At 65.7% G+C, this 20,464-nt stretch carries 12 protein-coding genes, 1 tRNA gene, 1 other RNA gene, 4 pseudogenes and 1 riboswitch; of the genes and pseudogenes, 12 read left to right on the plus strand and 6 right to left on the minus strand.

Annotation, left to right across the window (positions count from 1 at the left end):
• Positions 1-111 precede the first annotated feature (111 nt).
• The 3 genes and pseudogenes from ACMV_RS00275 to ACMV_RS00285 all read left to right on the plus strand — a co-directional run.
• On the plus strand, positions 112-1,152 hold the full coding sequence (locus tag ACMV_RS00275; RefSeq protein ID WP_011930570.1) for an IS110 family RNA-guided transposase: 1,041 nt from the start codon (positions 112-114) through the stop codon (positions 1,150-1,152).
• A gap of 273 nt (positions 1,153-1,425) precedes the next feature.
• Positions 1,426-3,159, plus strand: coding sequence for an IS1634 family transposase (locus tag ACMV_RS00280; protein ID WP_013639153.1), 1,734 nt, complete (start codon positions 1,426-1,428; stop codon positions 3,157-3,159).
• 71 nt (positions 3,160-3,230) lie between these two features.
• Positions 3,231-3,617, plus strand: a pseudogene (locus tag ACMV_RS00285) (IS256 family transposase); the annotation flags it as partial.
• A gap of 54 nt (positions 3,618-3,671) precedes the next feature.
• Here the strand turns inward: ACMV_RS00285 and ACMV_RS00290 are convergent.
• Positions 3,672-5,102 (minus strand): annotated as a pseudogene (locus tag ACMV_RS00290) (IS1634 family transposase); the annotation flags it as partial.
• Positions 5,103-5,403: 301 nt separating this feature from the next.
• Between ACMV_RS00290 and ACMV_RS21345 the strand changes: the two are divergent.
• From ACMV_RS21345 to ACMV_RS19470, 4 genes and pseudogenes are all read left to right on the plus strand, one after another.
• A pseudogene (locus tag ACMV_RS21345) lies at positions 5,404-5,601 on the plus strand (IS630 transposase-related protein); the annotation flags it as partial.
• A 343-nt stretch (positions 5,602-5,944) separates the two neighbouring features.
• Entirely contained in the window at positions 5,945-7,444 is a 1,500-nt protein-coding gene (gene istA / locus ACMV_RS00295; RefSeq protein ID WP_013639144.1) for an IS21 family transposase, read from the plus strand.
• Positions 7,445-7,467: 23 nt separating this feature from the next.
• Complete coding sequence (gene istB, locus ACMV_RS00300) at positions 7,468-8,268, plus strand: IS21-like element helper ATPase IstB (protein ID WP_269447778.1); 801 nt, start codon at positions 7,468-7,470, stop codon at positions 8,266-8,268.
• 137 nt (positions 8,269-8,405) lie between these two features.
• A pseudogene (locus ACMV_RS19470) lies at positions 8,406-9,705 on the plus strand (IS5 family transposase).
• A gap of 124 nt (positions 9,706-9,829) precedes the next feature.
• Here the strand turns inward: ACMV_RS19470 and ACMV_RS00315 are convergent.
• The 3 genes from ACMV_RS00315 to thyX all read right to left on the minus strand — a co-directional run bounded on the left by ACMV_RS00315 (position 9,830) and on the right by thyX (position 12,249).
• Positions 9,830-9,904 (minus strand) — tRNA-Thr (locus ACMV_RS00315).
• A gap of 46 nt (positions 9,905-9,950) precedes the next feature.
• Entirely contained in the window at positions 9,951-11,177 is a 1,227-nt protein-coding gene (hemA, locus tag ACMV_RS00320) for a 5-aminolevulinate synthase (protein ID WP_007424802.1), read from the minus strand.
• A gap of 139 nt (positions 11,178-11,316) precedes the next feature.
• Entirely contained in the window at positions 11,317-12,249 is a 933-nt protein-coding gene (gene thyX / locus ACMV_RS00325) for an FAD-dependent thymidylate synthase (protein WP_011941233.1), read from the minus strand.
• Positions 12,250-12,309: 60 nt separating this feature from the next.
• Between thyX and ssrA the strand changes: the two genes are divergently transcribed.
• Positions 12,310-12,652: a transfer-messenger RNA gene (gene ssrA, locus ACMV_RS19390) on the plus strand.
• Between the two features lie 295 nt (positions 12,653-12,947).
• Here ssrA and ACMV_RS00330 read toward each other — a convergent pair.
• Both ACMV_RS00330 and parA read right to left on the minus strand, forming a co-directional pair.
• Positions 12,948-13,388 (minus strand): hypothetical protein, encoded by a 441-nt coding sequence (locus tag ACMV_RS00330; protein WP_011941234.1) that lies wholly within the window; start codon positions 13,386-13,388, stop codon positions 12,948-12,950.
• On the minus strand, positions 13,385-14,014 hold the full coding sequence (gene parA / locus ACMV_RS00335; protein ID WP_007424805.1) for a ParA family partition ATPase: 630 nt from the start codon (positions 14,012-14,014) through the stop codon (positions 13,385-13,387). Before parA ends, ACMV_RS00330 begins: the two co-directional genes overlap by 4 nt.
• A gap of 53 nt (positions 14,015-14,067) precedes the next feature.
• Between parA and ACMV_RS00340 the strand changes: the two genes are divergently transcribed.
• From ACMV_RS00340 to gcvP, 4 genes are all read left to right on the plus strand, one after another.
• On the plus strand, positions 14,068-15,474 hold the full coding sequence (locus ACMV_RS00340; protein ID WP_041664557.1) for a bifunctional ADP-dependent NAD(P)H-hydrate dehydratase/NAD(P)H-hydrate epimerase: 1,407 nt from the start codon (positions 14,068-14,070) through the stop codon (positions 15,472-15,474).
• Between the two features lie 335 nt (positions 15,475-15,809).
• Positions 15,810-15,917: riboswitch (glycine riboswitch) on the plus strand.
• A 146-nt stretch (positions 15,918-16,063) separates the two neighbouring features.
• Complete coding sequence (gcvT, locus tag ACMV_RS00345) at positions 16,064-17,164, plus strand: glycine cleavage system aminomethyltransferase GcvT (protein WP_013639161.1); 1,101 nt, start codon at positions 16,064-16,066, stop codon at positions 17,162-17,164.
• An 11-nt stretch (positions 17,165-17,175) separates the two neighbouring features.
• Positions 17,176-17,550 carry a glycine cleavage system protein GcvH gene (gene gcvH / locus ACMV_RS00350; RefSeq protein WP_013639162.1) on the plus strand — a complete coding sequence of 125 codons (375 nt, stop codon included), beginning with the start codon at positions 17,176-17,178 and terminating at the stop codon, positions 17,548-17,550.
• A gap of 14 nt (positions 17,551-17,564) precedes the next feature.
• Entirely contained in the window at positions 17,565-20,447 is a 2,883-nt protein-coding gene (gcvP, locus tag ACMV_RS00355; protein ID WP_013639163.1) for an aminomethyl-transferring glycine dehydrogenase, read from the plus strand.
• Positions 20,448-20,464: the final 17 nt, after the last annotated feature.

Genomic DNA, 20,464 nt, shown 5'->3' on the forward strand with positions numbered 1-20,464 from the left:
GTGTCCATACATGGGGCTTGCGGCGCGACTCGGTCTGTGATTATGGGATGGCCCGCCCCTCTCGTGGCGATCTGGTAGGATCGCCGCTGGTTTGGAGAGAGGAGCAGACCGATGGATATCATGATTCTCGGCATCGATCTTGGGAAGAACTCTTGCAGCGTGGTGGGCATGGACGCCGCCGGCCGGGTTGTTTTGAGGCGGAGACTTCGGCGGGGAACGTTGGAAAGTTTCGTTGGCGAGCTTGGGTCGTGCATTGTGGCAATGGAAGCATGTTGCGGCGCTCATCACCTCGGGCGGATTTTCGCCGCGCGGGGCCACGAGGTGCGGCTGATGTCGCCGGAATATGTCCGTCCGTACGTGAAGGCGCAGAAGAACGATGATCTCGACGCGGAGGCGATCGCAGAGGCTGCGACGCGGCCAACGATGCGTTTCGTGCCTGTGAAGAGCCAGGACCAATCTGATCTCCAGGCTTTGCACCGAGCCCGGGAGCGCCTCGTCTCGGAACGGACGGCGCTGATCAATCACTTGCGGGCGTTGCTGCTGGAGCGAGGGATCGTCGTTCCGCAAGGCCGGAGGAAACTGGAAGCCGAGCTTGAGACATTGGCCGAAGATGGCGGTTTTGCCGCGTTGAGCCCGCGCATCCGGACGTTGATCGAAGATCTTCGGGCGGAATGGCGTTCACTCGACCAGAGGATCACCGGCTTCGACGCCGAGTTCGTTCAGTTGGCTCGTGACGACGTGGCTGTGCGACGTTTGACCAAAATCCCAGGAATTGGAACGATAAACGCTACGGCGCTGGCGGCGGCGGTCGGCGAGGCGCATGCATTCAAACGTGGGCGGGACATGGCGGCGTGGCTGGGGCTCGTTCCACGGCAAATGACAACGGGTGGAAAACCGCGCCTGCTCGGCATCAGCAAACGCGGCAATCGTTATTTGCGGAAGAACTTGATCCATGGCGCACGAGCGGCGCTGCCTTATCTTGTCGAACGCGATACGCCGTTGGGCCGCTGGGCGCGGGGATTGCTCGATCGAGCGCATAAGAACGTGGTCGTAGTCGCGCTGGCCGCGAAGCTGGCTCGGATTGCATGGGCCGTTTTGGCGCACGGTTGCGATTACGACGCCCAATTCGAAGCGGCGGCTGCGGCCGCATGACGGAATCGCCCGAACAGCGCTCACAGTTGGGCGCGAAAGGGCAGTCGATGTCTGCGTGAGGTGAAAGGAAGATGGCCTGACAGTCGAACGGCGGCTTGAAAACCTGACGCAGTGAACGGCCTCCGAGGCCGGTGTGATTATGAGGATCAGGCCGCGCGGATCTCCATCTTGGCCGGGTTCGAAGCCCGAGACCGGATACGTTGAAGCAGACTGATTAGAGCCAGATGAAAATCACCCCTTGCGGACGGGGCGGGCCATACGTTCCCTGCCTTCATGTTCATCGACGTGGTTCCGAATGGCCGATCGGCGCCGGCCGTGCTGTTGCGGGAGAGTTTCCGCGAGGGTCGCAAGGTTCATAAACGCACCATCGCCAATCTGAGCCAGATGCCGCCGGAACTGATCGATGGGCTGCGTGCGCTTCTCGCGGGTGGCGCGGTGGTCGGGGGTGCCGATCAGGCGCTCGAGATCCGGCGCTCGCTGCCGCACGGTCATGTGGCGGCGGCACTCGGGATGATGCGCAAGCTTGAGCTTCCCCGCCTGCTGGGCCGGAGGGCGTCGCGCGAGCGCAATCTCGCCCTGGCGCTGATTGCGGGCCGGGTGATCGCACCGGGCTCGAAGCTCTCGACCCTGCGCGGTCTGACCCCCCAGACCGCGACCTCGAGTCTCGGCGAGATCCTCGAACTCGGCGCCATTGAAGAGCGCGAGATCTACGCCGCACTGGACTGGCTGGGCGCGCAGCAGGGCCGGATCGAGCGGCAGTTTGCCAGGCGCCATCTGCGCGACGGCACGCTGGTGCTCTACGACGTCAGTTCATCCTACCTCGAAGGCCGGCATTGCGAACTGGCACACCACGGATACAGCCGGGATCACCGGCCCGATCGGCCGCAGATCGTCTATGGTCTGCTGTGCGATCGCGAGGGTAGGCCGATCGCGGTGGAAGTGTTCGAAGGCAACACCGCCGATCCGGCGACGATCGCCGCCCAGGTGGAGAAACTCAAGCGGCGGTTCCATCTCGAGCGCGTCGTCCTGGTGGGTGATCGCGGGATGATCACCACGGCGCGCATCCGCGAGACGATCAAACCGGCGGGGCTGGACTGGATCAGCTGCCTGCGCGCGGGGCAGATCCAGGATCTTGCCGAGGGACCGCTGCAGATGTCGCTGTTCGACGAGCGCGATATCGCCGCGATCACGTCGCCCGATTATCCGGGCGAGCGGCTGATCGCCTGTCGCAACGCCGCCCTGGCGACCGAACGACGGCGCAAGCGCGAGGCGCTGCTGGCGGCCACCGAGACGGAACTGGCGCGGATCCGGGATGCCACACGGCGCAAACGCGCCCCCCTTCATGGCGAGGCCGCGATCGGGCTGGCGGTGGGCGCTGTGATCAACCAGCGCAAGATGGCCAAGCATTTCGATCTCACCATCACCGCCAGCCGCTTCGATTTCCAGCGCAACGCCGCCAGCATCGCACGCGAGGCGGCCCTCGACGGCATCTATGTCATCCGCACCAGTGTGAGCGCGGACGTCATGAGCGAGACCGAAGCCGTGTCAGCCTACAAGGACCTTTCGCGGGTGGAACGGGCGTTCCGGACCCTCAAATCGGTCGATCTCGCGATCCGCCCGGTGCATCACTGGCTCTCACCGCGGGTGCGTGCCCACGTCTTTCTCTGCATGATGGCCTATTACGTCGAGTGGCATCTGCGCGACGCCCTCAAGCCTCTGCTGTTCCAGGATCACGACCGGCCTGGGGCCGAGGCTGAACGCTCATCGCCGGTTGCCCCCGCATCGACATCCCCGGCCGCCGATCGCAAGCGCGGGCGACGCCGCAACGACCAGAACCTGCCGATTTCAAGCTTTACCGATCTGATGGCCCATCTCGCGACCCAGACCCTGAACACCGCAGCCCTGCCCAAGGCGCCGAACGCCACCTTCACCACCCTGGCAAATCCCACACCGCTGCAAGCCGCCGCCTTCGACCTGATCGGGATCGCCCCCATGCGTGTCCAGTAAGCGTCAAAATCAGATCAGAAAGTTTATCGATAAATACAGGGAAATTGCATTCAGATTAGTGAAAACTTCAGTTTATCCAGCCGGATCGCGTCAGTGCCAGCCAGACCCTGCGCCATGTGGCCGACCAGCTCCGGGGCAAATGGCCAAAACTTGGCGCGTTCATCGACGACAGTGAAACCGACGTGCTGGCGCACATGGACTTTCCCGCCCAGCACCGAACCAAAATTCACTCGACGAATCCGCTCGAACGCCTGAACAAGGAGGTCAAGCGCCGCGCCGATGTCGTCGGCATCTTTCCCAATGAAGGTTCGATCATCCGCCTGATCGGGGCCGTGCTGCTCGAGGCCAACGACGAATGGCAGACACAGAACCGCTATATGCAGATCGAGGGAATGGTCGAACTCATGGCACCCGCCATCGATGCCGATACACCACGAATTTCCACCGTCGCCGCGTGACCATTGGCCGCTTCAGCTACACCAGAATTTCCACCACATTGACGGACGCTATCCGTCGCGCAGATGCCACTCGACGTAATAGGCCATCATGCAGAGAAAGACGTGGGCACGCACCCGCGGTGAGAGCCAGTGATGCACCGGGCGGATCGCGAGATCGACCGATTTGAGGGTCCGGAACGCCCGTTCCACCCGCGAAAGGTCCTTGTAGGCTGACACGGCTTCGGTCTCGCTCATGACGTCCGCGCTCACACTGGTGCGGATGACATAGATGCCGTCGAGGGCCGCCTCGCGTGCGATGCTGGCGGCGTTGCGCTGGAAATCGAAGCGGCTGGCGGTGATGGTGAGATCGAAATGCTTGGCCATCTTGCGCTGGTTGATCACAGCGCCCACCGCCAGCCCGATCGCGGCCTCGCCATGAAGGGGGGCGCGTTTGCGCCGTGTGGCATCCCGGATCCGCGCCAGTTCCGTCTCGGTGGCCGCCAGCAGCGCCTCGCGCTTGCGCCGTCGTTCGGTCGCCAGGGCGGCGTTGCGACAGGCGATCAGCCGCTCGCCCGGATAATCGGGCGACGTGATCGCGGCGATATCGCGCTCGTCGAACAGCGACATCTGCAGCGGTCCCTCGGCAAGATCCTGGATCTGCCCCGCGCGCAGGCAGCTGATCCAGTCCAGCCCCGCCGGTTTGATCGTCTCGCGGATGCGCGCCGTGGTGATCATCCCGCGATCACCCACCAGGACGACGCGCTCGAGATGGAACCGCCGCTTGAGTTTCTCCACCTGGGCGGCGATCGTCGCCGGATCGGCGGTGTTGCCTTCGAACACTTCCACCGCGATCGGCCTACCCTCGCGATCGCACAGCAGACCATAGACGATCTGCGGCCGATCGGGCCGGTGATCCCGGCTGTATCCGTGGTGTGCCAGTTCGCAATGCCGGCCTTCGAGGTAGGATGAACTGACGTCGTAGAGCACCAGCGTGCCGTCGCGCAGATGGCGCCTGGCAAACTGCCGCTCGATCCGGCCCTGCTGCGCGCCCAGCCAGTCCAGTGCGGCGTAGATCTCGCGCTCTTCAATGGCGCCGAGTTCGAGGATCTCGCCGAGACTCGAGGTCGCGGTCTGGGGGGTCAGACCGCGCAGGGTCGAGAGCTTCGAGCCCGGTGCGATCACCCGGCCCGCAATCAGCGCCAGGGCGAGATTGCGCTCGCGCGACGCCCTCCGGCCCAGCAGGCGGGGAAGCTCAAGCTTGCGCATCATCCCGAGTGCCGCCGCCACATGACCGTGCGGCAGCGAGCGCCGGATCTCGAGCGCCTGATCGGCACCCCCGACCACCGCGCCACCCGCGAGAAGCGCACGCAGCCCATCGATCAGTTCCGGCGGCATCTGGCTCAGATTGGCGATGGTGCGTTTATGAACCTTGCGACCCTCGCGGAAACTCTCCCGCAACAGCACGGCCGGCGCCGATCGGCCATTCGGAACCACGTCGATGAACATGAAGGCAGGGAATCACAGACCGAGTCGCGCCGCAAGCCCCATGTATGGACACAAAAAAAATACAGAAAAACAGCGCTACGCGAGCCAATCCGCCATGTTCAGGTCATTCTGAAGTAAAAACTTCGGGCTAAAACATCGCGGCAAGATCAGCAAAGTTCGCTTTTTCACAGGTGACTGAGCTACTGCCTCCCGCTTATGGCTGGGCGCTAGAGCGTTTTCTGACCTGAGTGAATCGTATTGGGATTCCCGAATCGGGTGAGAGGTGATTCACGATGTTTGCTGGCGAAGGAGGCTGGCATGCATGGTGAAGGTACTTTCGCTGGATTTGCGTGAACGGGTGGTTGCGGCGATTGACGGCGGGATGTCGCGTCGTCAGGCGGCTGAACGCTTCGGGGTTGGGATTGCGACCGCGGTTCGCTGGGCGCAGCTGGCCCGGGAGAAGGGTTCGCCGGCGCCGATGAAGGTGGGCGGTGACCGCCGCTCGGAGCGTATCGAGTCACCTGTGAAAATGCGAACTTTGCTGATCTTGCCGCGATGTTTTAGCGGCGGGCAATATTGGGATTTGCAAGGTCTGGGAGACCTGAGGGGAAAAACCTTGCAAAACCGTTGGAGCGTTGCGCGGTGGTCGCGATCGTGATTCTCTCCCGTTGATGCCGACCATCATGTGTTTGGCGTGGAGGAAAGAATGCCGCCGAAGCTGAATGCCTCGCAGGATGATCTCGATGTACGCGGCGGTGGAAAAGTAGGCCATGTAGCGGCGGCATAATGCTGCTGCGTGGCGGGGCAAAAACCGGCCACTTGTAGAGTTGCCTCTTTCGGAATGGAGGGAGAGGCGACGGGGGATGTATTCGGTGGAGGTTTATGCGGCGGTTCGGCAATTTGTGTTTGTCGAGGGGCGGAGCCGGCGGGAGGCTGCGCGTGTTTTTGGTCTGAACCGTGAGACGGTGGCGAAGATCTGCCGGTTCTCTGTGCCTCCAGGATATCGGCGCGAGCGGCCTGCTGCGAAGCCGAAGCTTGGGCCTTTCATTCCGGTGATCGACGCGATCCTGGAGGCTGATCGGGGGGCGCCGGTGAAGCAGCGTCACACGGCGCGGCGGATATTTGAGCGTCTGCGCGACGAGCACGGCTATACGGGCGGCTACACGGTGGTGAAGGATTACGTCCGGCCGGCCCGGCTGCGGCTTCGCGAGGCATTCGTGCCGCTGTCTCATCCGCCAGGGCATGCGCAGGTAGATTTTGGCCAGTGCATCGGCTTCATCGGCGGTGTGCGGACGGTGATGCACGTCTTCTGCATGGACTTGCCGCACTCGGATGCCCCGTTCGTGAAGGCATATCCGGCGGAGACGACGGAGGCGTTTCTGGACGGCCACGTGTCGGCCTTTGCCTTCTTTGGCGGGGTGCCGCTGTCGATCCTCTACGACAACACGAAGCTGGCGGTGGCGCGGATTCTTGGCGATGGCCAACGGACGCGGACGCGCGCCTTCACGGAGTTGATCAGCCACTACCTGTTCAGGGACCGGTTTGGCCGCCCTGGCAAAGGTAACGACAAGGGGAAAGTCGAGGGTCTGGTGAAGTATACGCAGCGGCGCTTCATGACGCCGCTGCCGCATGCGGTGAGCTTCGATGCCCTGAACGCGGCGCTGGAAGCGCGCTGTCTGGCGCGGCAGGATGAGCATGCCGGACGCCATGAAGAGACGATTGGCGAGCGGTTGCTGCGCGACCTCGCGGCATTGAGGGTGTTGCCGGCGGGACCGTTCGAGCCCTGCGAGAAGAAGCCGGCGCGGGTCTCGTCGACGGCGCTGGTCCGCTACCGGATGAACGACTACTCGGTGCCGGCGAGCTATGCCTTCCGGGACGTATTGGTCAAAGGTTTCGTCGATCGGGTGCTGGTCGTGGCCGGGGCTGAGGTCATCGCCCGCCACGAGCGGGTGTATGGCCGCGGCGAGTTCATCTTCGATCCGCTGCATTATCTGGCGCTGATCGAGCAGAAGCCTGGGGCGCTGGATCAGGCGGCCCCCTTGCAGAACTGGGCTCTGCCGGAAGGGTTTCAGAGGATCCGGCGACTCCTGGAGGCGCGGATGGGGAACCGTGGGAAGCGGGAGTTCATCCAGATCCTGCGGCTGATGGAGGTGTTTCCGGAGACGGTGGTCTCGACCGCGGTGAATGATGCGATGCGGCTTGGCGCGATCGGTTTTGACGCGGTCAAGCAGCTGGTTCTGGCACGGGTCGAGCAACGGCCGGCACAGCTGGACCTGACGCGCTATCCCTATCTGCCGGCGGCGCATGTGCGGATGACCTCTGCCGCGGATTATGGCGTCCTGCTGAGCCGAGACGCGGCATGAGCGGGGCGATCGAGACGCCGCAGGTGCTGCTGGCGCATCATCTGAAGGCGTTGAAGCTGCCGACCTTCCTGCGCGAATATGCCAAGGTCGCTGCCGAGTGCGCGAAGGATCGCGCGGATCATCCGAAATTCCTGCTGCGGCTGGCGGAGCTGGAACTGCTCGATCGCGAACGCCGGCTGGTGGAGCGGCGGATCCGTGCGGCGCACTTCCCGGCGGTCAAAAGCCTCGATACCTTCGACTTCACCGCGATCCCGTCGCTGAACAAGATGCTGGTGCTCGATCTGGCGCGCTGCGACTACATCAACGCCCACGACAACATCATCGCTCTCGGGAATTCCGGCACCGGCAAGACGCATGTCGCCCTGGCTCTTGGTCTGGCGGCCTGCCAGCGCGGACTGTCCGTGGGGTTCATGACGGCGGCTGGCCTGGTGCACCAGCTGATGGAGGCACGGGACGAGCGCCGTTTGCTGAGACTGCAGGCGCAGCTTGCCAGTCTCAAACTCCTGATCATCGATGAACTGGGTTACGTGCCGTTGTCGCAGACCGGTGCAGAATTGCTGTTCGAGGTATTCAGCCAGCGGCACGAGCGCGGCTCGACCATCGTCACCTCGAACCTGCCCTTCGAGGATTGGACGAGCGTCTTTGGCGCCGAACGGCTGACCGGCGCGCTGCTCGACCGTCTCACGCACCACGTCCAGATCCTGGAGATGAACGGTGAAAGCTACCGCCTGAAGCAATCCCGCGCCCGGCGCCGGAAGGGTATCGAAAAGGCCGGTGACGACCTGCCTCATGATCCAGAGACCGGCGAAATCAACGACAGCTGATACCCACCGCCAAGCAGGCTGCGGATATGAGAACGGCCCCTGCAGGGGCCGTTCTCATATCCGTCACGTCACAATCCAGTGGCCGGCTTTTACGCCGCCACGCCGGCCTGGTTTTGATCCGCCGTTGACATCTCGAACTGTTCCGCTCGCGGCTGGAGAACATCATCGACCAGCGGCATCCCCTGGTGCGGCTGGCCCGGCTGATCGACTGGCGGGTTTTCGAGGAACGCTTCGGCTCACTCTACGCCGAGGCGGCGGGACGTCCGGCGCTGCCGACCCGCCTGATGGTGGCGCTGCATCTTCTCAAGCACATGGATGGGCTGTCCGACGAAGCGATCTGCGCGCGCTATCTCGACAGTCCGTATGTCCAGGCATTCTGCGGCGAGACGCATTTCCAGCACACGCTGCCGCTTGACCGATCCTCGATGACGCGCTGGCGCAAACGGATCGGGCCCGAGCGGATGGAGGCCCTGCTCGCCGAGACGCTGGCGGCCGCCGAGCGGGGTGGGGCCGTGGCGGAGAAGCACTACAAGCGGGTCACCATCGATACCACGGTCCAGCCAAAGGCCGTGACGCATCCGACCGACAGCAAGCTGCTGCACAGCGGCATCGAGACACTGGCGCGGATGGCACGCCGGCACGGTATCACGCTACGCCAGGCAGGAGGCGGCGCGCCTGCACCATGGTGGCAAACGCCGCGAGGCCGAGGCTCGCGTGCGCAAGCTGCGAACCTGGCTGGGCCGGCTGGCTCGTGACATCACCCGCAAGATCGCAGGCAACGCTGAAGCGAAGGCCACGTTCGCCGAAACGCTGGGCCTGATCAATCGCCTGCTTCGCCAGAAGCGCTCCGACCGCGGTGCCGACAAGCTCTATTCCCTGCACGCGCCCGAGGTGGAGTGCATCGGCAAGGGCAAGGCCAGGACGCGCTTCGAATTCGGCGTGAAGGTCTCCATCGCCACCACCAACGCCGCCGCACCCGGCGGTCAGTTCGTTCTCGGCATGCAGAGCCGGCCGGGAAATCCCTATGACGGCCACACCCTGGCCGGCCAGATCGAGCAGGTCGAGCGGATCACCGGCGTTGCCGTCGCCCGCGCCTATGTCGACCGCGGCTATCGCGGCCACGGCGTCGAAGCCGACGGCAGAAGGATCTTCATCTCCCGCCAGAAACGCGGCATCACCCCCACCATCCGCCGCGAGTTGCGCCGACGCACAGCCATCGAACCCGTCATCGGCCACATGAAGACCAATGGCCATCTGGGGCGAAACTTCCTGCTCGGCGTCGACGGTGATGCCATCAACGCCGTCCTCGCCGGCGCCGGCCACAACCTCCGCCTCCTCCGCAGATGGCTGATCAGGCTTCTTTGTGCCCTCCTCGCATGGCTCTCTGCCCCAAACCGCTCACCAAGCCTCGGCTTCGCCCACCGCCAGATCTCATAGTTCACAGGCGACTATGTGGTCCCTCAGTTGAAACCCCAGTGAAACCCAGGATCTGGATGAAAGCCAAAAAGAACCTAAGTTCTCCAAGGCTTATATCTAATCGCTTGAATTTACATGGAAAAATTGGTGCCGACACCCAGGATTGAACTGGGGACCTACTGATTACGAATCAGTTGCTCTACCGCTGAGCTATGTCGGCGCTGCGCGAGGCTATAGCGAGGCTCGTCGCTGGCTGCAAGACCGGGTCAGGCCGCCACCGTTCCGGTTTCGCCGGAAAGAATATGACGCAAGGCGGCGACGAGCTGGTCCATCATCGCTTCCGTATGTTTGGGGCCCGGTGTGAAGCGTAGCCGTTCGGTGCCAGCCGGTACCGTCGGGTAGTTGATCGGAGTTGCGTACATGCCGAATTCGCGGATCAGCCGCATCGAGACTTCGGTTGCCCGTGTCGCGTTGCCGATCATCAGCGGGACGATGTGGCTCTCTGTCGGCAGGCGCGGCAGGCCGGCCTGGTCGAATTTCGATTTCAGCAGATTTGCCCGTTCGAACAGCGTATCGCGCCGCGCCTGGTCGACCTTCAGCCGGCGGATCGAGGCAAGCGCCGCCGCGACGGTGGGCGGGGGCAGGGCGGTGGTGAAGATGAAGCCGGCCGCAACCGAGCGGATATAGTCGATCACGCTGGCATCGCCGGCGATGTAGCCGCCGTGGCAGCCATAGGCCTTGGCCAGCGTGCCCTCGATGATGGTGAGCCGATGGGCAACGCCGTCGCGCTCGGAGACGCCGGCACCGTGCGGCCCATACATGCCGACGGCGTGAACCTCGTCGAGATAGGTGATGGCGTTATACTTGTCGGCGAGGTCGCAGATCGCGCCGATCGGGGCGATATCGCCGTCCATCGAATAGACGCTCTCGAAGGCGATCATCTTCGGCGCATCCGCCGGCGCCGCCGCAAGACGGGCTTCGAGATCGGCGAGGTCGTTATGGGCGAAGACATGCACAGTCGCCGCCTTGCCGCCCTTGATGCCGACGATCATCGAATTGTGGTTCTGCGCGTCGGAAAACACGTGCCAGCCGGGCATCGAGTTGAGGATCGCGGTCAGAGTCGCCTGGTTCGAGACATAGCCGGAGGTGAAGAGCAGGGCCGCATCCTTGCCGTGCAGGGCGGCGAGTTCGGCCTCGAGCGCGACGTGGATGGGGGAGGAGCCGGCGATGTTGCGCGTGCCGCCGGCGCCGGCGCCCATGGTGCGCGCGGCCTCGATCGAGGCTTCGATCACCTCGGGGTCGGTGCCCATGGCCAGATAGTCGTTTGAGGACCACACCAGAATGTCCTGGGTGCGGCCTTCCATCGTCACCTTGTAATAGGGGAAACGATCTGCCAGCTTTTCAAGCGCCACGAAGCGGCGGTAGCGGCCGGCGGCGCGGATGTCGGCCAGGGCCTTGTCGCATTGGGCGATGAACGGATGGTCGCGATTCATACGATGCTCCTCGTAGTCTCTCGGAGCCGGCGACGTGGCCGTGCCCGAACGTTGACTATTGCGGGGAAAGCGGCATCGCTCGTCAAGGACATAAGTTCAACCGGCAGACATATTTCGGAAAAATTTGACCGTACGCAGATCAGCCTGGCGTGGGCGGGGTGAGTGCAGCCATCATTTCCGCCCATTCGCGCTTCGACAGGCCGGATTGCGCTTGATCGACGGGTTCGCCGGCCAGCATCCGGCGCAGGGCTGCGAGCATCGTGGCCGAGAAGGTCGCGGCCCCCATGCGGTAATCCTCGAAGGCGCGGCAACTGGCCGGAACCCAGGCGCGGGCGATATCGAGGATTGCCTCGGCATAGGCGCGGATCTCGTACTGGGCGTGGGGATCGGCGCGCAGGGACAGGAAGTGGAAGAGGTTGTGCAGGTCGGTCTTCCAGTACCACTGGGTATAGGTGTTGAGGGTCAGGTTCATCCTGGCCAGTTCGCGCGCGAGGCCGCGGCGAGAGGGATCGGCGCCGCCTTCGTTCAGCATACGCTCATAATGATTGTAATTCCGCTCGGCATCCGCGCGCAGCATGGCAAGCACCTCGGACGCCTCGTCGCCCTCGAGCAGGTCTCCCCGACCTTGCCGGTTGCTGGCCGACTGGGCGGCGAGATTGGCCGGGGAGGGGATGTAGAATTCGCGGTCCATCACCGAATAGCGCGCGGAATATTCGTTCACGTTCGCGGTGCGATGGCGGATCCACTGGCGCGCGACGAAGATCGGCAGCTTCACGTGCAGCTTGATCTCGCACATTTCGAAGGGTGTGGAATGCCGGTGGCGCATGAGGTAGCGGATCAGTCCCTCGTCCTCGCTGACTTTGCGGGTGCCTCGGCCATAGGAGACGCGTGCCGCCTGCACGACGGCGGCATCGTCGCCCATATAGTCGACGACGCGGACAAAACCGTGATCGAGCACCGGAATCGCGCTGAAAAGCATGGCCTCGAGCGTGGGTACGGTGGCGCGGCGGGTCGGCGTGGTTTCGGCGCGCGCGGCCTCGATCTCGGTCCGGTCGGAATCGCTGAGCGGCATGACGGCAGTCCCTGGTTGAGCGATCGTCCTATGCCCGTCCGGCGCCATCGGCAAGAACAGGATCTTTCACAGCCGGTGTCCTTCACCTATATAGAGCGCGTCGGGCAACCGACTATGGCGATAAACGATGCGTGGAATAAGCGTAGTGGACCCGGGGGCAGTACCCGGCGCCTCCACCAGTTTCCCCGCCGGTCCGGTTCGCATTGCGCAAATCGAACCGCCGGCGGTTTCATGGGGGCGAAACAGGCTCGACACGCGTGGTAAAGACCCATCTTTCGCTCGGCATGGTTCCGCCGTCATCGGGCCGTATGACAAGTGCCAACGATAACTTCGAGGCGCTCGCTGTCGCTGCATAAGCGATAAGCGCGGCACGGGGGGCGCCGGGCAACAGAAGCCCCCCACCTTGCCTTTTCCATATCCAGCAGAGCGCAAAAAAAACGGCCGGTCTTTGACCGGCCGGCATCACGTTGATGCAACTTAAAGAGGCTCCCTAAACTTGGCGGCTGGCGCCCGAACTCTTCACGCTCGCAGTCGAACCGTGTTCGGTTGCGATCTTCGAAAATTTCGTAACGCCACAGTCAATAAATGGCCGAGATTCCCGGCGTGGGCAAGACCCTTTCGTGTCGCATATGGGCTGTTGAAAGAAAAAATGTGTTACATGCGGTGCGACAGGCGTGTTTTTTATGAAACATTGCCCGTCAGCCGTAGCGACCGGCCACCGCGACTGCCAGAATCACCCCGGAAATTGCAAGGTCCGCCGCAAAGAGGCGGGCGAGGCGGCGATACGCCGCTGCCTTTGCTTCCTCATCCGGCCCTGAGTCCGTTTCTTCCCAGAGAAACAGCGCACCGAATCGCGCAACCAAGAGCACGGCGGCCATCACGATGCCGAGAGCCTGCATCGCGTTCACCGTCCAGTTCCAGTGCTCCGGTGGTCCCTGTTCTGCAAACGCCAGGGCCCAGCCGGTGGCGAGCGTCACCGCCATGAACGGCACCGCCGCGTCGAGCTGGCGCCGGATCGCCACGGCGCCCGGCCCCGGCCCGGCCAGGAGAAGGCCGAGCAGCAAACCGCTCCACATGGCAAAACCGCCAAGATGAACGGCCAACAGCACGCTGATCGTCGTGAAGCCGGACAGGGTCACTCTAGGATCGAGGCAAGCCGGGTGGCGAGGGCGGCGATTTCGGTACCGGCCAGCGTTGATGGACCGGTTTCGGCGACGCCCAGGCCCTCGGCGAAGCTGTTCGCATAGGCGGCGCGGTTGCCGAGCGCCTCGTCGATCAGCCGCAGTCGCCGTGCCGCGATCTCGGCTTCGAGGCGTCTTCGCAGTTTCGAGGCGGCCGGTGCGCGGTTGAACACCAGCGCGACGGGGCGGCGTTCCTCGGCCGCCAATGTCAGTGTGCCTTCCGCCGCCCAGAGATCGGGCGGTGAGGGGTTCAGCGGCACCAGTACGAGGTCGGCGCCGCGGATCGCCCGCCGCGCGTCGGAATCGAGCACCGGCGGCGTGTCGATGACGAGCAGGTCGCAATCGCGGCGCATCGCGTCGAGCGTGTTGGCGAGCCGCCATCCGGACACCGATTCGACCGCGAGATCGGCACGGGCCTTCGCATTGGCCGCGCGCAGCCGCGCCCAGGCGCCGAGCGAGCCCTGCGGATCGATGTCGAGCAGGCCGACCCGCCGCGTCATTCCGAGGGCGACGCCGAGCTGGGTCGCCAGCATCGTCTTGCCCGCGCCGCCTTTCTGTTGCGCCACCGCGATCACCTGCGCCATCCGAGCCTCCACTTTCGACGGAAGACTAGCAAAGACGACGCCTTCTGTCCCACATGGGCGGCATGGACGCTTTATATACGCCACAGGAAATGGGTCTGATCGATACGGCGGCGCTGTCATGCGGCGTCTCCGGGCTCATGCTGATGGAGAATGCCGGTACCGCGGTCGCGCGGGCGATCGTGCGGCGATTCCGCCCCTGCCGGGTGCTGGTACTCGCCGGGCCGGGCAACAATGGCGGGGATGGCTATGTCGCGGCGCGGCGACTTGCCGAACGCGGCTGGCCGGTGGCCGTTGCGCCGCTCGCGCCGCCGCGCCCGGCGAGCGATGCCGCGGCGGCGGCGGCGCTCTGGCGCGGCCCGGTCGTCGCGGCGGACGAGGGGCGGGTGCAATCGGCTGAACTCGTGATCGATGCCGTTTTCGGAGCCGGGCTCGCGCGCGATGTCGACCCGGGGACCGTCGCGCTGCTCGGCGCGGCGCGGCGTCTTGTGGCGATCGATGTGCCGAGCGGCGTCGACGGGGCGACCGGCGCCGTGCGCGGGGCCGCCCCGCGGGCCGATCTCACGGTCACCTTCGCCGGATTGAAGCCGGGCCATCTCCTGTTTCCCGGCCGGGCGCTCTGCGGCGAGACGGTCTGCGCGGAGATCGGCATGCCGGCGGCGGCGTTCGCCCGTGTTGAAACGAAAACATGGCGGAATACGCCGGTGCTCTGGCGCCTGCCGGCGCCTGCGGCGACCGGGCATAAATACGAACGGGGCCATCTGACGATCCTGGCCGGCCCGATGAGCGGCGCGGCGATCCTGGCGGCGGCGGCGGCGCGGCGGATTGGTGCCGGGCTTGTCACCCTTGCGGGCCCCGACCCTGCGGGCGTGCCGCCGGGCATCATCGTCAGCCGCGCCGCCCTCGACGAACTGGTGACCGATCCGCGCCGTCGCGTCTGGCTCTGCGGGCCGGGGCTGGGGGTGGAAGCGGCGGGCCAGACACTGGCGCGCCTGGTCGCGGCGGGCCGCGCTATCGTGGCCGATGCCGATGCGTTGACCTCCGCCGCGGGAGAGGCGGAGCGTCTGCGTGGCGTCGCGGCGATCACCCCGCATGAGGGCGAGTTTGCCAGGGTGTTTCCCGACCTTCAGGCTGATCGGCTGTCGCGCGCCCGAGCGGCGGCAGCGCGGATTGGTGCCGTGGTCGTGCTCAAAGGGCCCGATACGGTGATCGCGGCGCCGGACGGGCGTGCGGCGATCAACGCCAATGCACCGCCCTTTCTGGCAACGGCCGGTTCCGGTGACACGCTCGCCGGCATCGCCGCCGGACTCCTGGTGCAAGGGATGCCGGCGTTCGAGGCGTGCTGTGCGGCGGTTTGGCTGCATGGCGCGGCGGCGACGCGGGCGGGAGGCGGACTGATCGCCGAGGATCTGGCGGATCACTTACCCATGGTTGTAGAGAACATTAAAAAATTCAATTTTTGAACAAATTCTAGCAAAATTACACCTTAAGATCGGTGGCGGACGTCGATGCGTTAACCTATTGTTAACGCATGCTGGTTATAGTGCTCGTCATGATCACTCTTGCGTCGTTGTCCGCGTTCGCTGCGCCGATCGGCCCGACTTCGCTCGGCACCCCGCCGCTGCGCGTGTCACCTGTCCCGTCCGCGCCGGCCCAGCCGTCCTCGACCGTCAACCCCGCAACACGCCCCGGCCCTGCACCTGCCGGCGCGCCACGGGGGACGTTGCTCAACATTACGATTTGAGCCGGGGTCGGCGCTTGCGTTTGCGCGCGATCTGAGCCTAAGAACCGTTATTCGCACCTCCCCGCGGGAGAGAGCGGCGAGGCCGGTCTGACCGGCTCCTGCCGCCGCCGAAGGCGCAACCGGCCCCCGGAAACGCTCAGGCAAAAGGACCGCGGCGGAGCAAGGATCTCTGGAAAGCCGGCGCGTCGCGCCGCACCGAAGGCGTAAGGCAAGGGGTAACCCGGGCCGAATCTCTCAGGTTCCGTGACAGAGGGGGGTCAGACTGGGCGGTTCTGCACCCGCCCGCTGCTGCCGCGGGAGATCCGGTCTTGGCCGAATCAGCATTGCTCACCGTGCCGCTCGACGCGCTGCATCGCAGCCTGGGCGCGCGTATGGTCGATTTCGCCGGCTACGATATGCCGGTGCAGTATGAAGGCATCATCGCCGAGCATCTGCACTGCCGGGCCCAAGCCGCGCTGTTTGACGTCTCGCATATGGGCCAGGCGGTGCTTGAAGGCCCCGACGCGGCCGCCGCGCTGGAACGCGTGGTGACCGGCGACATCCGGGGGCTGAAGCCAGGCCGCCAGCGCTACACGCTGCTGATGAACGCGCAAGGCGGGATTGTGGACGATCTCATGGTCGCCAATCTGGGCGACCGCCTGCTCCTCGTGCTCAATGCCGGGCGCAAGAATGTTGACGTTGCTCACATTCGCGCCCACCTGCCCGCGACCGTTTCGCTGACTCCGCAATTCGACCGCGCGCTGCTCGCCCTGCAGGGGCCCGAGGCCGGCGCGGTGCTGGCTTCGCTGGCGCCGGAGGTGGCCGCGATGCGCTTCATGGAAGCGCGCGAGATGGCATTGTCCGGCATTTCCGTCACGATCACCCGCTCGGGCTATACCGGCGAGGACGGGTTCGAGATCGGCCTTCCCGCGGCGGAGGCCGAGGGTCTGGCGCGCGCCCTGCTGGCCGATGCGCGGGTGAAGCCGGCCGGCCTCGGTGCGCGGGATTCGCTCAGGCTCGAGGCCGGTCTGCCGCTCTATGGCAACGATATCGACGAGACGCGCGACCCGATTGCCGCCGGGCTCGGCTTCGCGATCGGCAAGACACGCAAGATGGGCTGGGATTTCCTCGGCGGCGACGCCGTGCGGGCGGTGCACGATGCCGGCCCGCGCGAGCGCCTGGTCGGGCTGCGCGCCGAAGGTCGGGCTCCTGTGCGCGCCGGCGCCGAGCTTCGCGATGCCGCCGGGCAACCGGCCGGGCGCGTCACCTCCGGCACCTTCGGGCCGAGCGTCAACGGGCCGGTGGCGCTCGGCTATGTCCGCGCCGATTGCGCCGGGGACGATTCGACCCTGATCGCCGGGCTGCGCGGCCGCGATATCGGCATCACCGTCGTGCCGCTGCCTTTCGTTCCGCATCGTTATCATCGCTGAAAGAGGACCAGATGACCGAGACCCGATTCTCCAAGGACCATGAATGGGTGCGGCTCGACGGCGACGTCGCGACCGTGGGGATCACCGATCACGCGCAGTCGGCGCTCGGCGATGTCGTGTTCGTTGAACTGCCCGAGACGGGGCGGCATGTGGATGCCGGCGAGGCCTGCGCGGTGGTGGAAAGCGTCAAGGCTGCCTCGGATGTCTATGCCCCGCTGGCCGGCACGGTGACGGAGGCGAACGGCGCGCTGGCCGATGATCCCGGCATGGTCAATGCGCAGGCCGAATCCGGCGCCTGGTTCTTCCGCATGACCCTGGACGACCGCGCCGCCTTCGACGCCCTGCTGACCGCCGACGATTACCAGGCCTTTCTCAAAACGCTCTGACCGGAGCCGCCGCCATGCCGGATACCGCGCCCCAGACCATCGACGATTTCACCGCCCTGCTGGCCGAGGAGCGCTTCGCCCTGCGCCATATCGGCCCCGGACCAGCCGAGCGCGCGGCGATGCTGCGCGCGCTGGGCGCGGCGGATCTCGACGCGCTGATCGCCCGCACCGTGCCGGAGACGATCCGCAGCGCGGCACCGCTCGACCTGCCGGCGGCGCTGACCGAGGGTGAGATCCTCGACGATCTGCGCCGCTACGCCGCGGACAACGAGGTGAAGCGCAGCCTGATCGGGCTTGGCTATCACGGCACCGTCACGCCGCCGGTCATCCTGCGCAACGTGCTGGAAAATCCCGGCTGGTACACCGCCTACACGCCGTATCAGGCCGAAATCGCGCAGGGACGGCTGGAGGCGCTGCTGAATTTCCAGACGATGATGGCGGAGCTTGCCGGGCTCGACCTCGCCAATGCCTCGCTGCTGGACGAGGGCACGGCGGCGGCGGAGGGCGTCTCGCTCGCCCATGCGGTGCACAAGGGCGGATCGACGGTGATCGCCGTCGCGGCCGACCTGCACCCGCAGAGCCGGGCGGTGATCGCGACCCGTGCCGCGCCGCTCGGCTGGACGCTTGAAGATGTCGCGCCGGGGGATGCCGGGGCGATCGAGCAGGCGAAGCCCTTCGCCGTGGTGCTGCAATATCCGGGCACGACGGGCGCGGTCCGCGACCTGTCGGACGAGATCGCGGCGGCGCATCGCGCCGGGGCGCTCGCCATTGTCGCGGCCGATCCGCTGGCGCTGACGCTGCTGCGGCCGCCGGGCGAGATGGGGGCGGATATCGTGGTCGGCTCGGCGCAGCGCTTCGGCGTGCCGATGGGTTTCGGCGGCCCGCACGCGGCCTATTTCGCCACCCGCGATTCGCTGAAGCGGCATATGGCCGGCCGGCTGGTCGGCGTTTCGGTCGATGCGGCGGGGAGCCCGGCGCTGCGGCTCGCGCTGCAGACGCGCGAGCAGCACATCAGGCGCGAGAAGGCGACCTCGAATATCTGCACCGCTCAGGTGCTTCTGGCGGTGATCGCCGGATTCTATGGCGTGTGGCACGGGCCGGAAGGGCTGGCGCGGATCGCCCGGCGGGTGCATCTCGCGGCCAGGCTGCTGGCCGGCGCGGCGCGGGCGGCGGGGCTTTCGATCCGCCATGACGTGTTCTTCGACACGATCGCGATCGAGGCGGGCGCCGGTGCCGACTCGCTGATGCAGCGGGCGCTGGGCGCGGGGTTCAACCTGCGGCGCGTCGATGACGGTTGCGTCGCCATCGCGCTCGACGAGACGGTGACGGCGGCGGAGATTGCCACTCTGGCCGGCGTGATCGGCGGCGCGGCGGATGCTGCGGCCTCGCCACTCGACGCGTTGGGGCGGCAGAGCGCCTTCATGGTCGAGCCGGTGTTCCACGCGCATCGCTCGGAGCACGCGATGCTGCGCTATCTCAAACAGCTCGAGGACAAGGATGTCGCGCTCAACCGCAGCATGATCCCGCTCGGCTCCTGCACGATGAAGCTGAACGCGACGGCGGAGATGATTCCAATCACCTGGCGTGCCTTCGCCGACATCCACCCCTTCGCGCCGATGGAGCAGACCCGGGGGTATCGGGCGCTGATCACGCGGCTGTCGGAGGATCTCGCGCGGATCACCGGCTTCGCGGCGGTCTCGCTGCAGCCGAATTCCGGCGCGCAGGGGGAATATGCGGGGCTGCTGGCGATCCGCGCCTTCCACGCCGCGCGCGAGGAGGGGCATCGCGACATCTGCCTGATCCCCTCCTCGGCGCATGGCACCAACCCGGCCTCGGCGACGATGGCGGGTTATCGGGTGGTGGTCATCGGGTGCGACCGGGCGGGGAATATCGACCTCGCCGATCTCGAGGCTAAGATCGCCGAGCATGCGGGGAAGATCGCGGCGCTGATGATCACCTATCCCTCGACCCATGGCGTGTTCGAGGCGAGCGTGCGGGATATCTGCGCTCGCGTGCATGCGGCGGGCGGCCAGGTCTATATGGACGGTGCGAACATGAACGCGCAGGTGGGGCTGACCTCGCCGGCGGCGATCGGCGCCGATGTCTGCCATCTCAACCTGCACAAGACGTTCTGCATTCCGCATGGCGGCGGCGGGCCTGGCGTGGGGCCGATCGCCGTGGCCGCACATCTCGCGCCGCATCTGCCGAACCATCCGCTACGCCCGGATGCAGGACCCTCGACCGGCTATGGCCCGGTGAGCGCGGCTCCCTTCGGCTCGGCCTCGATCCTGCCGATTCCTTACGCCTATATCCGCATGATGGGGCCGGACGGGCTGCGCGAGGCAACGGCGGTGGCGATCCTCAATGCCAACTACATCGCCCATCGGCTCGCGCCGCATTACCCGATCCTCTACACAGGCGCGAACGGCATGGTCGCGCATGAATGCATCATCGACTGCCGGCACTTCCAGGCAGAGGCCGGCATCTTTGTCGAGGACATCGCCAAGCGGTTGCAGGATTACGGGTTCCACGCGCCGACCATGTCCTGGCCGGTGCCGGGCACGCTGATGATCGAGCCGACCGAGAGCGAGACGAAGGCGGAACTCGACCGGTTTTGCGATGCGATGATCGCGATCCGCGGCGAGATCGCCGATGTCGCGGCCGGCGCGCTCGACCGGGTGGACAACCCGCTGAAGAACGCGCCGCATACCGCCGCCGAGGTGATGGCGGCGACATGGACGCATGGCTATGGCCGCGACCGCGCTGCCTTCCCGCTGCCCCATGTGCGCGCTGCGAAATACTGGCCGCCGGTCAAGCGGGTGGACAACGTGTATGGCGACCGCAACCTCGTCTGCTCCTGCGCGCCGCTGTCGGCCTATGCCGAGGCAGCGGACTGAGCGGGGCGCGGTTTCGC

The organism is Acidiphilium multivorum AIU301, assembly GCF_000202835.1.
GTDB lineage: Bacteria > Pseudomonadota > Alphaproteobacteria > Acetobacterales > Acetobacteraceae > Acidiphilium > Acidiphilium multivorum.